The 15,659-nt window shown below is 69.3% G+C and carries 14 protein-coding genes; 3 read left to right on the top strand and 11 right to left on the bottom strand.

Features of this window, described 5'->3' with window-relative positions; translation table 11 throughout:
• The first annotated feature begins 102 nt into the window (after positions 1 to 102).
• Positions 103 to 1,239 carry an OmpP1/FadL family transporter gene (locus tag PARJ55_RS0104295; RefSeq protein WP_028711888.1) on the top strand — a complete coding sequence of 379 codons (1,137 nt, stop codon included), beginning with the start codon at positions 103 to 105 and terminating at the stop codon, positions 1,237 to 1,239.
• 214 nt (positions 1,240 to 1,453) lie between these two features.
• Here PARJ55_RS0104295 and murD read toward each other — a convergent pair whose 3' ends face one another.
• The 9 genes from murD to PARJ55_RS0104250 form a co-directional block, all read right to left on the bottom strand.
• Positions 1,454 to 2,854, bottom strand: coding sequence for a UDP-N-acetylmuramoyl-L-alanine--D-glutamate ligase (murD, locus tag PARJ55_RS0104290; RefSeq protein WP_028711887.1), 1,401 nt, complete (start codon positions 2,852 to 2,854; stop codon positions 1,454 to 1,456).
• Between the two features lie 79 nt (positions 2,855 to 2,933).
• Positions 2,934 to 4,016 carry a phospho-N-acetylmuramoyl-pentapeptide-transferase gene (gene mraY, locus PARJ55_RS0104285; protein WP_028711886.1) on the bottom strand — a complete coding sequence of 361 codons (1,083 nt, stop codon included), beginning with the start codon at positions 4,014 to 4,016 and terminating at the stop codon, positions 2,934 to 2,936.
• Positions 4,016 to 5,401, bottom strand: coding sequence for a UDP-N-acetylmuramoyl-tripeptide--D-alanyl-D-alanine ligase (gene murF / locus PARJ55_RS0104280; RefSeq protein ID WP_028711885.1), 1,386 nt, complete (start codon positions 5,399 to 5,401; stop codon positions 4,016 to 4,018). Before murF ends, mraY begins: the two co-directional genes overlap by 1 nt.
• Entirely contained in the window at positions 5,398 to 6,867 is a 1,470-nt protein-coding gene (locus PARJ55_RS0104275; protein ID WP_028711884.1) for a UDP-N-acetylmuramoyl-L-alanyl-D-glutamate--2,6-diaminopimelate ligase, read from the bottom strand. The genes murF and PARJ55_RS0104275 overlap by 4 nt, the downstream gene beginning before the upstream one ends.
• A gap of 29 nt (positions 6,868 to 6,896) precedes the next feature.
• Positions 6,897 to 8,702: a penicillin-binding protein 2 gene (locus PARJ55_RS0104270; RefSeq protein ID WP_028711883.1), complete on the bottom strand. Its 1,806-nt coding sequence runs from the start codon at positions 8,700 to 8,702 to the stop codon at positions 6,897 to 6,899.
• Positions 8,699 to 9,088, bottom strand: coding sequence for a cell division protein FtsL (locus PARJ55_RS0104265; protein WP_036696922.1), 390 nt, complete (start codon positions 9,086 to 9,088; stop codon positions 8,699 to 8,701). Before PARJ55_RS0104265 ends, PARJ55_RS0104270 begins: the two co-directional genes overlap by 4 nt.
• The gene (gene rsmH / locus PARJ55_RS0104260; RefSeq protein WP_028711881.1) at positions 9,088 to 10,056 is read right to left on the bottom strand and encodes a 16S rRNA (cytosine(1402)-N(4))-methyltransferase RsmH; all 969 of its coding nucleotides are present in this window, start codon (positions 10,054 to 10,056) and stop codon (positions 9,088 to 9,090) included. The genes PARJ55_RS0104265 and rsmH overlap by 1 nt, the downstream gene beginning before the upstream one ends.
• Entirely contained in the window at positions 10,057 to 10,563 is a 507-nt protein-coding gene (mraZ, locus tag PARJ55_RS0104255; RefSeq protein ID WP_028711880.1) for a division/cell wall cluster transcriptional repressor MraZ, read from the bottom strand.
• Positions 10,564 to 11,204: 641 nt separating this feature from the next.
• On the bottom strand, positions 11,205 to 12,311 hold the full coding sequence (locus PARJ55_RS0104250; protein WP_028711879.1) for an Mrp/NBP35 family ATP-binding protein: 1,107 nt from the start codon (positions 12,309 to 12,311) through the stop codon (positions 11,205 to 11,207).
• Positions 12,312 to 12,639: 328 nt separating this feature from the next.
• Between PARJ55_RS0104250 and PARJ55_RS0104240 the strand changes: the two genes are divergently transcribed.
• Together PARJ55_RS0104240 and PARJ55_RS0104235 are read left to right on the top strand one after the other, a co-directional pair.
• The gene (locus PARJ55_RS0104240; RefSeq protein WP_028711878.1) at positions 12,640 to 12,870 is read left to right on the top strand and encodes a DUF1127 domain-containing protein; all 231 of its coding nucleotides are present in this window, start codon (positions 12,640 to 12,642) and stop codon (positions 12,868 to 12,870) included.
• A 729-nt stretch (positions 12,871 to 13,599) separates the two neighbouring features.
• On the top strand, positions 13,600 to 14,367 hold the full coding sequence (locus PARJ55_RS0104235; RefSeq protein WP_028711877.1) for a 23S rRNA (adenine(2030)-N(6))-methyltransferase RlmJ: 768 nt from the start codon (positions 13,600 to 13,602) through the stop codon (positions 14,365 to 14,367).
• 10 nt (positions 14,368 to 14,377) lie between these two features.
• Here the strand turns inward: PARJ55_RS0104235 and PARJ55_RS21455 are convergent, their stop codons facing one another.
• Positions 14,378 to 15,088 carry an N-acetylmuramoyl-L-alanine amidase gene (locus PARJ55_RS21455; protein ID WP_084637776.1) on the bottom strand — a complete coding sequence of 237 codons (711 nt, stop codon included), beginning with the start codon at positions 15,086 to 15,088 and terminating at the stop codon, positions 14,378 to 14,380.
• Positions 15,085 to 15,645, bottom strand: coding sequence for a hypothetical protein (locus PARJ55_RS0104225; protein ID WP_028711876.1), 561 nt, complete (start codon positions 15,643 to 15,645; stop codon positions 15,085 to 15,087). The genes PARJ55_RS21455 and PARJ55_RS0104225 overlap by 4 nt, the downstream gene beginning before the upstream one ends.
• Between the last annotated feature and the right edge of the window lie 14 nt (positions 15,646 to 15,659).

Below are 15,659 nucleotides of genomic sequence, written 5' to 3'. Positions count from 1 at the left end.
CCGGGACGCCGCGTCAGGATATGCGGGAGATTGACGCAACTGTGGCGCGTGCCGCAGGCTGAACCCAGAGGTTTGAAAAGAACCGGTCTCTGGGAGGAAACCATGAAAAGGATCATCACCGGCATCGGCGCCCTGCTGGCCACGGCCGCGCCTGTTCTGGCCGGCGGGATCGAACGCGCGCCGCAATCGCTGGCGCCGCTGTTCGAGCAGGGGAATTATCTGGAGCTCAGCTTCGGCGGCGTGACCCCCGACGTCTCGGGCCGGGACCTGGCGGTGTTCGGCGGCCGCGAGACCGGCGATGTCGCACAGGGCTACGGTTTCGCCGGGTTCGCCTACAAGCACCAGTTCACGGATGCCCTGTCGGGCGTCTTCATCCTGGAACAGCCCTTCGGCGCAGATATCCGCTACGAGCCCGGCAGGTCGGTGGCCTTCGGCGGCACCGCCGTCGAGGTCAATTCGACGACCTATACCGCCCTGCTGCGCTACAAGTTCGAGAACAACTTCTCGGTCCATGGCGGTATCCGCGGCTCGCACGCCGATGGCGACGTGACGCTGAGCGGGGCGGCCTACGGCCCGCTGTCCGGCTATAACGTCAAGCTGGACGGGGCCTGGGGCGTCGGCTGGGTCGCCGGCGTCGCCTATGAGATGCCAGAGATCGCCGCCCGCGTCTCGCTGACCTACAACTCGCCCGTCGAGCATGATTTCGATACCACCGAGACCCATGCCGCCCTGCCGCCCTCGGGCATCAGCAGCGAGACCACCGTCAAGACGCCGCGCTCCTGGACGCTGGAGGGCCAGACCGGCATCGCCGCCGACACGCTGCTGTTCGGCTCGATCCGCTGGGTGAACTGGTCCGAGTTCAGGGTGAACCCGCAGGTCCTGGTCGGCACGCCGCCGGCGGGCTTCGGCATCGCGGATGGCCTGGTCGAGCTGGAGGACACCACGACCTACACCATCGGCGTCGGCCGCAAGTTCACCGAAACCTGGTCGGGCTCGATGTCCTTCATGTACGAACCCGACGGCGACGACCTGGTCTCGCCCCTGGCGCCGACCAACGGGCGCAAGGGCGTGACGCTGGCCGCGATCTATACCCGCGACAACATCAAGGTGACGACCGGCGTCAGCTACATCAAGCTGGGCAACGCCTATGCCGAGACCGGGACGCCGGATGTCGCGCGGGCCAGGATGTCGGACAACCACGCCTGGGCCGCGGGCGTCCGCGTCGGCTATTCCTTCTGAGCCGCCGCAAGGATGAAGGCCCCGGTTCCGCCGGGGCCTTTTTCATGCAAGCCCGGTTCCTGGCTGCACGGTTTTACGGGTATTTGAGGAACGAAGAAGCCGGGTGCCGCGGCCGGATCGACGCAACGGGATCGTTGTCATCTCCTGCATGGGCCGGGCCTGGCGGCATGGGCGCTTGAGCATTGGCGCATGAGTATTTGGGAAACGGTGAAGATCAGCGCCGCAGCGCCTCGACCAAGGCGATGAAATGCTCGCCGCGCTTTTCGAAGTTGGGATATTGGTCGAAGCTGGCGGCGGCAGGGGCAAGCAGCACCGTCTCGCCCGGCCGGGCCTCGGCGGCGGCATGGGCGACCGCCTGCTCCATGGTCTCGGCGATCTCATAGGGGGTCTGGCCGATCTCGAGCGCGAAGTCGCGGGCGGAATGGCCGATCAGATAGGCCTTGGCGACATTGCCCAGATGCGGTTGCAGGGCGGCGATGCCGCCCTCCTTGCCCAGACCGCCGGCGATCCAGCGGATGTTGCGGAATGCGGCCAGGGCCTTGGCGGCGGCATCGACATTGGTGGCCTTGCTGTCGTTGACCCAGGCCACGCCGCCGATCTCGGCCACGGTCTGGCTGCGATGCGGCAAGCCTTCGAAGCTGTGGAAGGCGCGCTCGATCTCGCGCGGGGCAAGGCCCACGGCGCGGGCCGCGGCATAGGCGGCGCAGGCGTTCTGGTGGTTGTGCTCGCCCGGCAGGCCCTTGATGTCGCGCAGGTCGATCGAGGCGACCTGGCGGCCCTTGCGGCATTCCGAAAGAAAGCCCTTGCGGGCAAAGACCGACCAGCCGAAGCGTTCCAGCTTTTGTCCCGAGGAGATGCGGATCACCCGGTCGTCCGAGGCGGCCATGGCAAGCTGGCCGGCAAGGTAGCATCCCTCGATCTCGTCCACGCCGATCACTGCCCGGTCCGGGCCGCCCTCGGCGAAGAGCCGGCGCTTGGCGGCGAAATAGCCGCCGGGGCCGCCATGGCGGTCGAGATGGTCGGGCGAGAGATTGGTGAACACCGCCACATCGGGCGTCAGGGCGCGGGCAAGGTCGGTCTGGTAGCTGGAAAGCTCCAGCACCACCACCTCGCCGTCATGGGCGGGGTCGAGCGACAGAACCCCGGTGCCGATATTGCCGCCGATCTGGGTCGGGCGGCCGGCTTCCTTCAGGATGTGGTGGATCAGCGCCGTGGTGGTGGACTTGCCGTTCGAGCCGGTGACGGCGATAACGCGCGGGGTGGTATCGAACCGCTCCCATTCCGCGGTGGCGAAGCTGCGGAAGAACAGCCCGATGTCGTTGTCCACCGGCACGCCGAGCGCGTAAGCCTTGGCGATGAGCGGATGCGGTTTCGGATAGAGATGCGGGATGCCGGGGCTGGTGATCAGGGCCGAGACGCCCTCCCAGCTGGCGTCGCGGGTCAGGTCGAGGATGCGCAGCCCCTCGGCCTCGGCCTGTTCTCGGGTGTCGGCGCCGTCGTCCCAGGCGACGACATGGGCGCCGCCGGCGGCAAGGGCGGCGGCGGTGGCGCGGCCGGAGCGGCCGAGGCCGAGCACGGCGATGGTCTGGTTTTCGACGCCTTGGACGGGGATCATGGTTCTGCCTTCGGTAAAGGAAGGCCGGGGGCGCTTCGCCCCCCGGACCCCCCGAGGGTATTTGTGCAACAGAGAAGGATCAGCGCAGCTTGAGCGTGGCGAGGCCGATCAGCGCCAGGATCAGCGCGATGATCCAGAAGCGGATGACGATCTGCGCCTCGCCCCAGCCCTTCTTCTCGAAATGGTGGTGGATGGGGGCCATCAGGAAGACGCGCTTGCCGGTGCGCTTGAAATAGAGCACCTGGATGATCACCGACAGCGCCTCGACCACGAAAAGGCCGCCGACGATGGCCAGCACGATCTCGTGCTTGGTCGCCACCGCGATGGCCCCGAGCGCGCCGCCGAGCGCGAGGCTGCCGGTATCGCCCATGAACACCGCGGCGGGCGGGGCGTTATACCACAGGAAGCCCAGGCCGCCGCCGATCAGCGCCGCGACGAAGACCGCGAGTTCCCCGGTGCCGGGGACGAAATGCACGCCGAGGTAATTGGCGAAATTCGCGTTGCCGACCATATAGGCGATCACCGCGAAGCTGGCCGCGGCGATCATCACCGGCATGATCGCCAGCCCGTCCAGCCCGTCGGTCAGGTTCACCGCATTGGCCGCGCCCAGGATCACCAGCACCGCGAAGGGCACGTAGAGCAGGCCCAGATTGATCAGCGCATCCTTGAAAAAGGGCAGCGCCAGTTCGCCGCTGAGCGCCGCGGGGTGCAGCCAGGCGGCGGCGGCCCCCGCGCCGGCAGCGATGCAAAGCCCGATCAGCAGCCGCACCTTGCCCGAGAGCCCGGCATGGTGCTGCTTGGTGACCTTGGCATAGTCGTCGGCGAAGCCGATGGCGGCAAAGCCCAGCGTGACCAGCAGCACGATCCAGACATAACCATTGTCGAGCCGCGCCCAGAGCAGCGTGCCCACCACCAGCGCGGCGAGAATCAGCAGCCCGCCCATGGTGGGGGTGCCGGCCTTGGAGAAATGGTTCTCGGGCCCGTCGTCGCGGATCGGCTGGCCCTTCTTCTGCTTGCGGCGCAGAAGGTCGATCAGCGGCCGGCCGAAGAAGAAGCCGAAGACCAGCGCGGTAAAGAAGGCGCCGCCGGCGCGAAAGGTGATGTATCGGAAAAGGTTGAAGAAATCCCCGCCGTCAGAGAGGTTTGTGAGCCAATAGAGCATTACGCTGTCCTTTCGCCAGGGGGCGTGCTTTGGCGCGTCCGCCTGAGCGCGTCAACCACCGTCGAGACCTTGGAGGATTTCGAGCCCTTCACGAGCACGATATCGCCGGGCGCGACCAGGTCCTGCGCGCGCTCGGCCAGTTCGGCGGCACTCTCGGCATGCAGCCCGCGGCGGGTTTCCGGCAGCGCCTCGTGCAGGGCGCGCATGCGCGGGCCGGCGGTGTGGACCAGGTCGACGGTCTCCATCGCGGGGTCCTGCGCCATGCCGGCATGCATGGCGATCTCGTCGGGGCCGAGTTCCAGCATGTCGCCCAGGATCGCCACCCGCCGCCCGCCGGTCAGCCGCGCGAGCGTCGCCAGCCCGGCCGAAAGCGAGGTGGGGTTCGAGTTGTAGGCGTCGTCGATCAGCCGGATGCCGCCCAGATCCTCGACCGCGCCGCGGCCCAGCGGCGGGCGCCAGTCGGAAAGGCGCGCCGCGGCCTGCTTCACATCGGCCCCGGCGGCGGAAAGCGCCGCCAGCACGCCGACCGCGTTCATCACGAAATGCGTGCCGGCGCTGGCGAGGGTGAAATCCACCGTCTCGCCCAGCACCCGGGCGCGGACCCGGGTCGCGCCGTCCGCGGTCTCGGCCTTCAGCGGCCTCGCCATGCCTTGCTGGCCGAAGCCGATGACGATGGCGCCGGCCTCGTCCGCGCAGTCGCGCAGCAGCTGGGTGACGGGCAGGTCCTCGGGGATCACCGCGGTCCCGGGCTGGGTCAGGCCGCGGAAGATCGCGCCCTTCTCGCGGGCGATGCCCTCGATGGCGCCGAAGGCTTCCAGATGCGCCGCGGCGACCGTGGTGATCATCGCCACCTGCGGCCGGGCAAGGCGCGCCAGCGGCTCGATCTCGCCGGGGTGGTTCATGCCGATCTCGACGATGGCGAAGTCGGTGTCCTCGGGCATGCGCGCCAGGGTCAGCGGCACACCCCAATGGTTGTTGTAACTGGCCTCGGCGGCGTGGATCTTGCCCTGCCCGGTCAGGGCGATGCGCGCCATCTCCTTGGTCGAGGTCTTGCCGACCGAGCCGGTGATGGCCACGACCTTGCCGCGCATGCGGGCGCGGCCGGCGCGGCCAAGCGCCTCCAGCGCCGCCAGCACCTCGGGGACCACCAGCAGCGGCGCATCATCCGCCACGCCCGCGGGGATGCGGCTGACCAGCGCAGCGGCCGCGCCCTTTTCCAGCGCCTGGGCGACGAAGTCATGGCCGTCGCGGGCGGCCTGCAGGGCGACGAACAGATCGCCCGGCCGGATGGTGCGGGTGTCGATGGAGACGCCGGTGACGGCGAAGTCACGGGTGGCGCGGCCGCCGGTCGCGGCGACGGCATCCTGCGAGGTCCAGAGCGTCATATCTTGCCATCCAGCGCCGCGACGGCCACCGAGGCTTGCTCGGCATCGTCGAAGGGATAAACGTCGTTGCCGATGATCTGGCCGGTCTCGTGCCCCTTGCCGGCGATCAGCAGCGCGTCGCCGGGCTGCAGCGCATCGACGGCGCGCAGGATCGCCTCGGCCCGGTCGCCGACCTCGATGGCATCGGGACCGGCGCCGGCCAGCACCTCGGCGCGGATCGCGGCCGGGTCTTCCGAGCGGGGATTGTCGTCGGTCACATAGACCAGGTCGGCGAATTGCCGCGCCGCTTCGCCCATCAGCGGGCGCTTCAGCCGGTCGCGGTCGCCGCCGGCGCCGAAGACCACGATGATGCGGCCCAGGACATGCGGGCGCAGCGATTGCAGGGCCGAGGCCAGCGCGCCGGGCTTGTGGCTGTAATCGACGAAGACCGCCGCGCCGTTTTCCCGCACCGCCGCCAGTTCCATGCGGCCGCGCACGGTGGTCAGGCCCGGCAGCGTCTCGATCACCCGGGCGGGTTCGTCGCCGGCGGCGATGGCGAGGCCGGCCGCGGCAAGCACGTTTTCCGCCTGGAAGCCGCCGATCAGCGCCAGCCGCACCAGATGCGCCTGGCCGTGCAGGCTGAAGCGCAGGTCCTGCCCGGTCGCGTCGTAACGCTGGCCGAGGATGCGCAGGTCGGCGCGCTCATCCTTGCCGATGGTGGTCAGGTCGAGGCCGCGCTCGCGCGCGATCTGCGCCATCTGCCGGCCGCGCGGGTCGTCGATATTGACGACGGCTCCGGCGCCTTCGTCCAGCAGGTGGTCGAAGAGCAGCGCCTTGGCGGCGAAATACTCGTCGAAATCCTTGTGATAATCCAGGTGGTCCTGGCTGAAATTGGTGAAGGCCCCGGCCTTCAGCCGCACCCCGTCCAGCCGGCGCTGGTCAAGGCCGTGCGAGCTGGCCTCCATCGCCGCATGGGTGACGCCCGCGCTCGCCGCCTCGGCCAGCACCCGGTGCAGGGTGATCGGCTCGGGCGTGGTATGGGCCAGCTTGGCCTGGTAATCGCCCTGCACGCCCATGGTGCCGAGGCTGATCGCCTTGTGGCCCAGCGCCTGCCAGATCTGCCGTGTGAAGGTGGCGACCGAGGTCTTGCCCGAGGTGCCGGTGACGGCGACCATGGTTTCGGGCTGGGCCGCGAACCACAGCGCGGCGGCCCCGGCCAGCGCGGCGCGCGGGTCCTCGGCCACCACCAGCGCCGCGTCCGAGCCGGCCAGCTCGGCCGCGGCGATCTCGGCGCCCTTGCGGTCGGTCAGGATGGCGCCCGCCCCCTGGCGCAGCGCATATTGGATGAACTCGCCGCCATGCGTCGCCGAACCCGGCAGGGCCGCGAACAGATGCCCGGGCCGAACCTGCCGCGAATCGACGGACAGCCCCGTCACCTCGGGGTCGCGCCCCTTGTCCCCCCGAAGCCCCAGAAGGGACAGCCGCATCACCCGTTCGGTCACGGAACCTCCGCTCATCAGTTCGAGACGAGCTTTAGCCGATCCGGCAAAGGCCGTTCAACCATCGGCAGCTGGGTTTCCGTGCTGGGCCTCAGGCCCAGCAGCGGCGCGACGCGGCGGATCAGCTCGCCCGCCACCGGGGCCGCGGTGGCGCCGGCGGTGCGGCTTTCGCCGCCCCCCGCCAGCCCGACCGAGGGCTCGTCCAGCGTCAGCACCAACACATATTTCGGATCGCTGGCCGGAAAGACCGAGGCGAAGGTCGTCACGTTCTTGTTCTTGTAATAGCCGCCGGTCGGGCGCGGCTTGTCGGCGGTGCCGGTCTTGCCGGCGACCTCGTAGCCGTCGATATTCGCGGTCCGGGCGGTGCCGCGCGTCACCACCTGGCGCAGCAGCTGCATGGCGGTATGGGCGGCGGCCGGCGAAAGCACCTGCTCGCCCTCGCGCTGGCTGCGGCCATGCACCAGCGTCGGGCGCACGCGCTTGCCGCCGTTGGCGATGGTCGCATAGGCCGAGGCCAGGTGCAGCGGGCTGGCCGCCAGCCCGTGGCCGAAGGCGACCGTGGCCGAGGTCACGGCGGGCCAGCGTTGCGGCACCAGCGGCTTGCCGGTCGGCGCCTCGCTCATCTCGATCGGGGTCGGCTCGAACAGGCCGAGCTTCTGCAGGAAATCCCTCTGCCGCTCGGGGCCCAGCAGCTGGGCGATGCGCACCGTGCCGACGTTCGAGGATTTGGCGATGATATCCGCCACCGAAAGCTGGCCGCCGTAATTGTGGAAATCGTTGATGAGGTATTTCCCGATCCGCATCGGCGACTTCGCGTTGATCATCGTGGCCGGGCTGACCAGCTTGAGGTCGATGGCCTGCGCCACCGGGAAGATCTTGAAGGTCGAGCCCAGCTCGTACTGGCCCTGCACCGCGCGGTTGAACAGCGGGCTGTCCGAGGGATCGCCCTTGAGCAGCGGCCGCGGCCGGTCGTTGGGATCAAAATCGGGCAGGCTGGCCATGGCGACGATCTCGCCGGTCTTGACCTCCATCAGGATGCCGGTGGCGCCCTTGGCGTTCATCACCTTCATGCCGTTGCCCAGCACCTCCTCCATCGCGGCCTGCACGGTCAGGTCCAGCGACAGGGTCAGCGGCGCGCCGTCATTGGCCGGGTCGCGCAGCCAGTGGTCGAAGGCCTTCTCGACGCCGGCGACGCCGACGACCTCGGCGCTGGCGACGTCCTCCTTGCCGAAGGTGGCACCGCCAAGGATATGCGCGGCGATATGGCCGTTCGGGTAAAGCCGCATCTCGCGCGGGCCGAACAGCAGTCCCGGCTCGCCGATGTCGTGCACGGCCTGCATCTGCTCGGGGCTGATCTTCTTCTTGATCCAGACGAAGGTGCGCTTGCCGGTGAAGTCCTTGCGCAGACGCTCGATGTCCAGGTCCGGGAAGACGCGGACCAGTTCGCGCGCGGCGCGCTCGGGCTCGACCATCTGCTGGGGATGGGCATAAAGCGAATGGGTCAGCAGGTTGGTGGCCAGCACCCGCCCGTGCCGGTCGGTGATGTCGGCGCGCTGCGAGATGATCTGCGCGCCCGTGGTCTGCACCCGCGGCTCGCTGGGCTGGCTGGAGGCCAGCACGCCCATCTTGGCGCCCACGGTGCCGAAGGCGACCGCGAAGGCGCAGGACATGAAGAACAGACGGGTGCGGGCGCTGCCGCGCGCCTTTTCCTGAATGACGGCATGCCTCTGGGCGCGGTTCTCGGCCTCGATGGCATCGGGGTTCTGCCCGGTTTCGCGGGCGCGAAGGATGCGGGCCAGCGGGCGCAGCGGGGTGCGGATCATGGCGTGCTCTCCTGTGGTCTGCGGGGCGGATATCCGGCGGGGCGCTCGACGGGCAGATCGGCGCCGGCCTCGGGACCGGCGGCGGGCTCGGGCGCCTGGGGCGCCGGGAAGGCCACCTGTCCGACATCGACGAACTGGTCCGAACCGAAGGGCACCAGCTTCAGCCGCTCGAAATTCAGGTCGACCAGCTGGCGCAGGCGCTCGGGACGGTTCAGATAGGCCCATTCGGCGCGCAGCACGCCCAGATCCTCGCGCAGGCGGCCGATCTGGCGCTGGATATCGCCCATCTCGCTGATGGCGGCCTGGGTGCGGTAATTCTCGCGATAGGCCCAGAAGGCCAAGCCCATCACCGCCAGCGTGGTCAGAAGGTAAAGCACGGATCGCATCAGCCCCTCCTATCCGACAGCACCGGCAGGCCCAGGGCCGCCGGATCGACCCGGCCGGCCGGCGCCCCGGTGCGGATGCCGACGCGCAAGAGCGCCGAGCGCGCGCGCGGATTCGCCGCCAGCTCGGATTCGTCCGGGCCGATGGCGCGGCGGAAGGGCAGCGTGAAGGCCGGCTCCTCGCGCGCGGCCACGGGCGCATGGCGGCTGCCGCCCCCGGCGCTGTTCGAGCGCGCCTGCATGAAACGCTTGACGATGCGGTCCTCGAGCGAATGGAAGCTGACCACCGCGAGCTTGCCGCCCGGCCGCAGCGCCCGCTCGGCCGCCGCCAGCCCGGCGACGAGCTGGCCGAACTCGTCGTTCACCCAGATGCGGATCGCCTGGAAGGTGCGGGTCGAGGGATGGCTCTGCCCCGGCTTGGGGCGCGGCAGGCAGCCGGCGACGATGTCCGAAAGCTCGCCGGTGCGCGACAGCGGCCGCGCCGCCACGATGGCCTTGGCGATGCGGCGCGAGGCGCGTTCCTCGCCGTAAAGGTAAAGCACGTCGGCGATGACCGATTCGGGCGCGGTGTTCAGCAGCTCTGCGGCCGAGGGCCCGTCGCCGCCCATGCGCATGTCCAGCGGCCCGTCGCGCAGGAAGGAAAAGCCGCGCTCGGGCTGGTCGAGCTGCATCGAGCTGACGCCCAGGTCCAGCACCACACCATCGACCGGCCCGCCGGCCAGCTGGTCCAGATCGGAAAAGGTGCCCTCGACCAGATGCAGCCGGTCGCCGTATTCGCCCGCCCAGGCCTGGGCCATGCGAATGACCGAGGGGTCGCGGTCGATGCCGATGACGCGCTGGGCGCCCTGCTCAAGCAGGCCGCGGGCATAGCCGCCGGCGCCGAAGGTGCCGTCGACCCAGATGCCCTTCACAGGCGCAACGGCCCGCAACAGCGGGCCAAGCAGGACGGGGATATGCGGAGCCTCGGCCATCTATCCCTCATCCCTCCCGCCAAGGGCCAGCAGCGACAGCGGATCGGCGCCGGGCTCCAGCTCCGGCACGCGGGCCTCCAGCGCGCGCTCTTCCTCGGCATAGGCTTCGGGGGTCCAGACCTTCAGGCTGTCGCCGGCCGAGATGAAGAAGGCGCTGTCGGTCAGCCCGATCTTCTCGCGCAGCTTCTGCGGCAGGACCAGCCGGCCGTCGCCGTCGATCTCGGCCTCGTCGGCATGGCCCTGATAGATGTTTTCCAAGAGGTTGCGGGCGGCCGAGCCGCGCGGCATGCGGGCGATGCCCTCCTCGATCTCTTCCATGGCCTCGATGGTGAAGAGTTGCAGCCAGTTCCAGTCGCGGGTGCCGTAGACGATGACGAGCTGCGCGCGCTTGCCGGCCTGCCAGTCGGGATCGGAGGCTTCAAAGACCCGGCGGAACTTGGCCGGGATGGAAACGCGACCCTTCGCGTCCACCTTGACCTCTTCCGACCCTCTGAACCGGCGTGCCAACGGCCCGCACTCCTTCCACTGTCCCGGCCTTTCCGGTTTTCCCGAAAAGGAAAGGCGGACCGGGCTGCTGCCACCGCCCGATCCGCCGCCCTCGTTCCCATCTCTGGGCCCCGTAGTTTCGGGGATCGCGCCCTGCGTTTCGCGCCACCTGGGGGAGGTGCTGCTCGCGCGCCGCAGAGGTCGTTCGGAAGCGGGTTGCCTGTATGAAAGCTGCTTGTCGCCTTTTGGGGTCTTGATGCCCCTCGTGCCCGTTCCGTGAGCCAAGGGATGCCATGGGAATTTACGGGACGCAATGGATTTGTTTGGGGGAAAGCAGGCTGCAGGCGGGCCATTGCCGGTGAACGGCAAGCGAACAAATTCACGCTAGCGCGATCAACACGGAAGGTTTCGGATTCTTTTCGCCGATGACCACAAGATATGGTGTCGACCTGGGCTGTGGCACATAAATCCCACAGTTTCCCGGAATCGGCCCGATTTCCGCCCAGGCACGTCCTTCGGGGTGGGGAGAGTGCGACGGGAATCGCGGATTCGTCGGTTCTTCACGGCCAATCACGCCGTGGTGATTCGGAATCGGAGCGCCTTTCCCGCGAATTCCCGGACCCGTTCCCGTGCTTTCCCGGACGGGTCCCGGGCGGCCGGCCTCAGGCCATGCCGCCAGAGATCAGCCGTTCGGCCAGCCGGGCAAAGGATTGCGCCGCTGGTTCGTCGCCGGCGGCGACCGGCGTGCCCGCATCGCCCGACAGCCGCAGGTCGAGGTTCAGCGGGATCTCGCCCAGGAAGGGCAGGCCCAGCGCCGCGGCCTCGGCGGCGACGCCGCCATGGCCGAACAGATGCGCCTCATGGCCGCAATTCGGGCAGATATAGGTGGACATGTTCTCGACCAGCCCCAGCACCGGGGTCTTGAGCTTGCCGAACATGTCGATGGCGCGGCGCGCGTCGATCAGCGCCACGTCCTGCGGGGTCGAGACGATGATCGCCCCGCTGACCTGCGCCTTCTGGCACAGCGACAGCTGCACGTCGCCGGTGCCGGGCGGCAGGTCGACCAGCAGCACGTCCAGCTCGCCCCATTTCACCTGGTTCAGCATCTGCTGCAGCGCGCCCATCAGCATCGGGCCGCGCCAGACCACGGCCTCGCCTTCCTTCATCATCAGGCCCAGCGACATGACGGTGACGCCATGGGCGTGCAGCGGCTCGATCATCTGGCCGTTGCTGGTCGGGCGCTGCCCGGTCAGGCCCAGCATCCGCGGCTGCGAGGGGCCGTAGATATCCGCATCCAGCAGCCCGACCCGCCGCCCCTTGCGCGCCAGCGCCACGGCGAGGTTGGCGGTCAGCGTGGATTTCCCGACCCCGCCCTTGCCCGAGCCGATGGCCAGGATCCGCGCCACGCCGCTGACCGGGGCCGGCCCGGCCTGGGGCGTCGGATGGCGGCCGATCTTCAGGCTGGGCGGCGCCTCGCCGCCCGAGCGCGCCGTGACTTGCGGCGGGACGGCGCCGCGCGGCGCGGCGGGGGCGGTGGTGACGATCTGCACCTTCTCGACCCCCGGCAGGGCGGAAAGGCGGCGCTGCACCTCGGCCTCGACGGGCGCAAGGGCGCGGGCGGCGGCGGCATCCGCGGCCTCGATGACGAATCGCACTACGCCCGATTCGACGCTGAGCGCGCGCACCAGATCGGCCGAAACAAGGGTTCCGCCCCCGGGAACCGCGATCTGCGCAAGTTCCGCAAGCACACGTTCGCGTGATATCGTCATCGCCACCCCCATTCCAAAGCGCCCGCAGCATGGCAATTCGGACGGGTGTCGGCAACCCGCACCAAAAGGCTGATACCGCTAACTGCCTGTGACCCCGCGTAAAATACGACCCGGCTACTAGAGAAACTTGATGGAGCTTGTAAAAAGGCTGAAAAGTTCACGGATTATTAACGCTTTGTGACAGCCTCCAAGAAACAGCCATGTGGTTTCTGCATAGCAGCATCTCGCCCGCGGCCATTGTGCATATGCAGAAAAGGGACCATGTTCGTCTCAACAGCGCGACAGGGAAAACCGACCGCGCCATCCGCAAGACGAAAGAGTGAATGAAATGGCTGTTCTCGATCTGATCCATGGCGGTCTGCACCGCAACGACATCGCCGGCAACGGCGCGATCGCGAAATTCGTGGCCAATATCCGTGAGAATATGGCACGCCGCGCGGTCTATCGCCAGACCCTGCGCGAACTGGGCGCGCTGTCGAACCGCGATCTGGCCGACCTGGGCCTGAACCGCGGCAACATCCGCAGCGTGGCCTACGAGGCCGCCTGGGGATCGAAGTAAGGCATAGAACACCCGACCCACTCCTCCTCCCTTGGGTCCGGGTTCAGGCGGCATCCTCCCTCCTCCTCCCTGAGGATGCCGCCGCTCAGATACGGCGAGACCCCTCCTCCTCCCTGGGTCTCGCGGTTCAGGCGGCCGCCTCTCTCCTCCTCCCGGAGGCGCCGCCAAACCGATACGGCGAAGCCCCTCCTCCTCCCTGGGCTTCCCGGTTCAGGCGGCACCCTCCCTCCTCCTCCCTGAGGGTGCCGCCAAGAAATACCGCCGAAAGGCGGGACGAATGCGACGGTCCTCTCCTCCTCCCTGGGATCGTCGGCACGCGGTGATGGCCTCCTCCTCCCTGCCATTGCCGCACCCCATACGGCGAGATCCCTCCTCCTCCCTGGGTCTCGCGGTTCAGGCGGCCGCCTCTCTCCTCCTCCCGGAGGCGCCGCCAAACCGATACGGCGAAGCCCCTCCTCCTCCCTGGGCTTCCCGGCTCAGGCGGCACCCTCCCTCCTCCTCCCTGAGGGTGCCGCCAAGAAATACCGCCGAAGGGCGGGACGAATGCGACGGTCCTCTCCTCCTCCCTGGGATCGTCGGCACGCGGTGATGGCCTCCTCCTCCCTGCCATTGCCGCACCCCATACGCGGCCCCTCCTCCTCCCTGGGCCAGCGTTGCGCGGCGGTGCCCCCTCCTCCTCCCTGGGCGCCGCCGCTTTTCATTTCCGGACCATCGGGTTAATCGCGGGACATGTTGTCCTATCAGCACGCCTATCACGCCGGGAACCTGGCCGACCTGCACAAGCACGCGCTGCTGGCTTGGGTGCTGGCCTATCTGACCGCCAAGCCCAAACCGCTGTCCTATCTGGAAACCCATGCCGGGCGCGGCCTCTACGACCTGGCGGCGCCCGAAGCGGAAAAGACCGGCGAGGCCGAGGCCGGCATCACCCGCGCGCTTTCCGAAAACTGGCTGTCCGAGGATCACCCGCTGCGGCTGGCGCTGGACGCGGTGCGCGCCCGCCATGGCGCGACCGCCTATCCCGGCTCGCCGCTGATCGCGCGGCATTTCCTGCGTCCGGGCGACGTGGCGCATCTGGCCGAGCTGCACCCGGCCGAGCACGAGGCGCTGGCGCAGGTCGCCGGCTTCGCGCATCTGCACCGGCAGGACGGCTTCCAGATGGCGCAGGCCCTCTGCCCGCCCATGCCGCGCCGCGGGTTGCTGCTGATCGACCCCAGCTATGAGGTCAAGGCGGATTACGACGCCATCCCGCGCCATATCGGCAAGCTGGTGCGCAAGTGGAACGTGGGCGTCATCGCGCTGTGGTATCCGATCCTGGCCGACGACCGCCATGCGCCGATGGTCGAGGCGCTGCGCCGGGACCATCCCGGGGCGCTGATCTCGGAGGTGCAGTTCCCGCCGGCGCGGCCCGGCCATGGCATGGTCGGCTCGGGCATGGTCGTGCTGAACCCGCCCTACGGGCTGGCCGAGGAAGCCCGGCGGATCGAGGCGCTTTTCTAGGGCCGCTTGTCTAGGCGTGCTGCGGGGGGACTTCGCGTCCCCCGTCCGCCGCTGGCGCGGCGGCCTCCCCCTGCGGGATATTTGCGCAAGAAAGAAACCGGCCATCGGCAAGGGCGGCGGCGAGGCGGCGGTCGGTAGCGTCTTCGGGACCGCTGGCCCAGGGGCGGAAGCGCAGGCGAAAGGCGGCGAGGCGGTCGGGGTGCTCGGGATAGCCGATGCGGGTCAGGCTTGCGGCCAGCGGCCGGTCCTCGCCCGCGCCGTCCGGCCAGAGCGCCAGCCCCTGCAAGGCCAGCCGCCGCCAGTCGAAACGCGGGCCTGGGTCGATCTTGCGCCCCGGCGCCATGTCGGAATGCGCGATCACGCCCGCGGGGCCGATGGACCAGCGCGTCATGATGTCGTGCAGCAGCGCCTCCAGCGCCGCCATCTGCGGCTCGGGGAAGGGCCGGTCGCCGGGATTGGCCAGCTCGATGCCGATGCTGCGGGAATTGATGTCCTCGCGCCCCTGCCAGGAGCCGGCGCCGGCATGCCAGGCGCGGCGGTCCTCGGGGACCAGCGCCTCGGCCGCGCCGTCCTCATGGATCAGCCAATGGGCGCTGACCTCGGCCGCGGGATCGCAGAGCCGGGCGCGGGCGGAAGGTCCGTCCGCCATGCCTGTGTAATGGATCACCACCAGCGAGGGGAGCTGCCCGCGCCGGTCGCCGTGATTGGGCGAAGGGCTCAAAGCCGGGGCCAGCGGAAGGGGCGCGGATCCCAGCCGCAGACGAATCCGTCGCCGTCGGGGTCCAGCCCGCGCGGGTCGATCACCGGCCCGCCCGCCGCGATGAAGGCGGTCTGCGCCGCATCGGCGCTGGCATAGCCGCGGCAGGCCCGCGCCGCCGTCGATTCGGAACCGCCGCTGCGCTGATACTTCCGCGTGCCCGGCGCCTGCGCTTCCTGATGCGCGTAACGCACCAGCACCGGGGTCGAGCCGGGATAGGGACCGGTGGCGGCGACCTGGGCATTGGCCGGAACCGCTGGGGCGCGCGCCGTCGTCGTCCCCGCCGGTTTCGCCGGCGTGCCGGCGATATCGGCGGCGGTCGGCGCCTGCACCGGCAACTGCACCGGGATCGCTGTCGGCACCGGGCCCCTGCCCTGCAGCGCGACTTCGCGCGCCTGCAGGTATTCGGCATAGCGCGAGCCGTTGTGCATGGCGCTGTAATTCGGGTTCCAGCCGGTATTCTCGCCGCAGCTGGCCAGCGCCAGCAGCGGGGCAAAGCCCAGGATCGCCAGGTTCCGCATCGGTCTCTCCCGTT

Origin of the sequence: Paracoccus sp. J55 (genome assembly GCF_000513975.1) — a bacterium.
Lineage (GTDB): Bacteria > Pseudomonadota > Alphaproteobacteria > Rhodobacterales > Rhodobacteraceae > Paracoccus.
The sequence above is the reverse complement of the archived record's forward strand: the minus strand, read 5'-3'. Positions and strand labels throughout refer to the sequence as shown.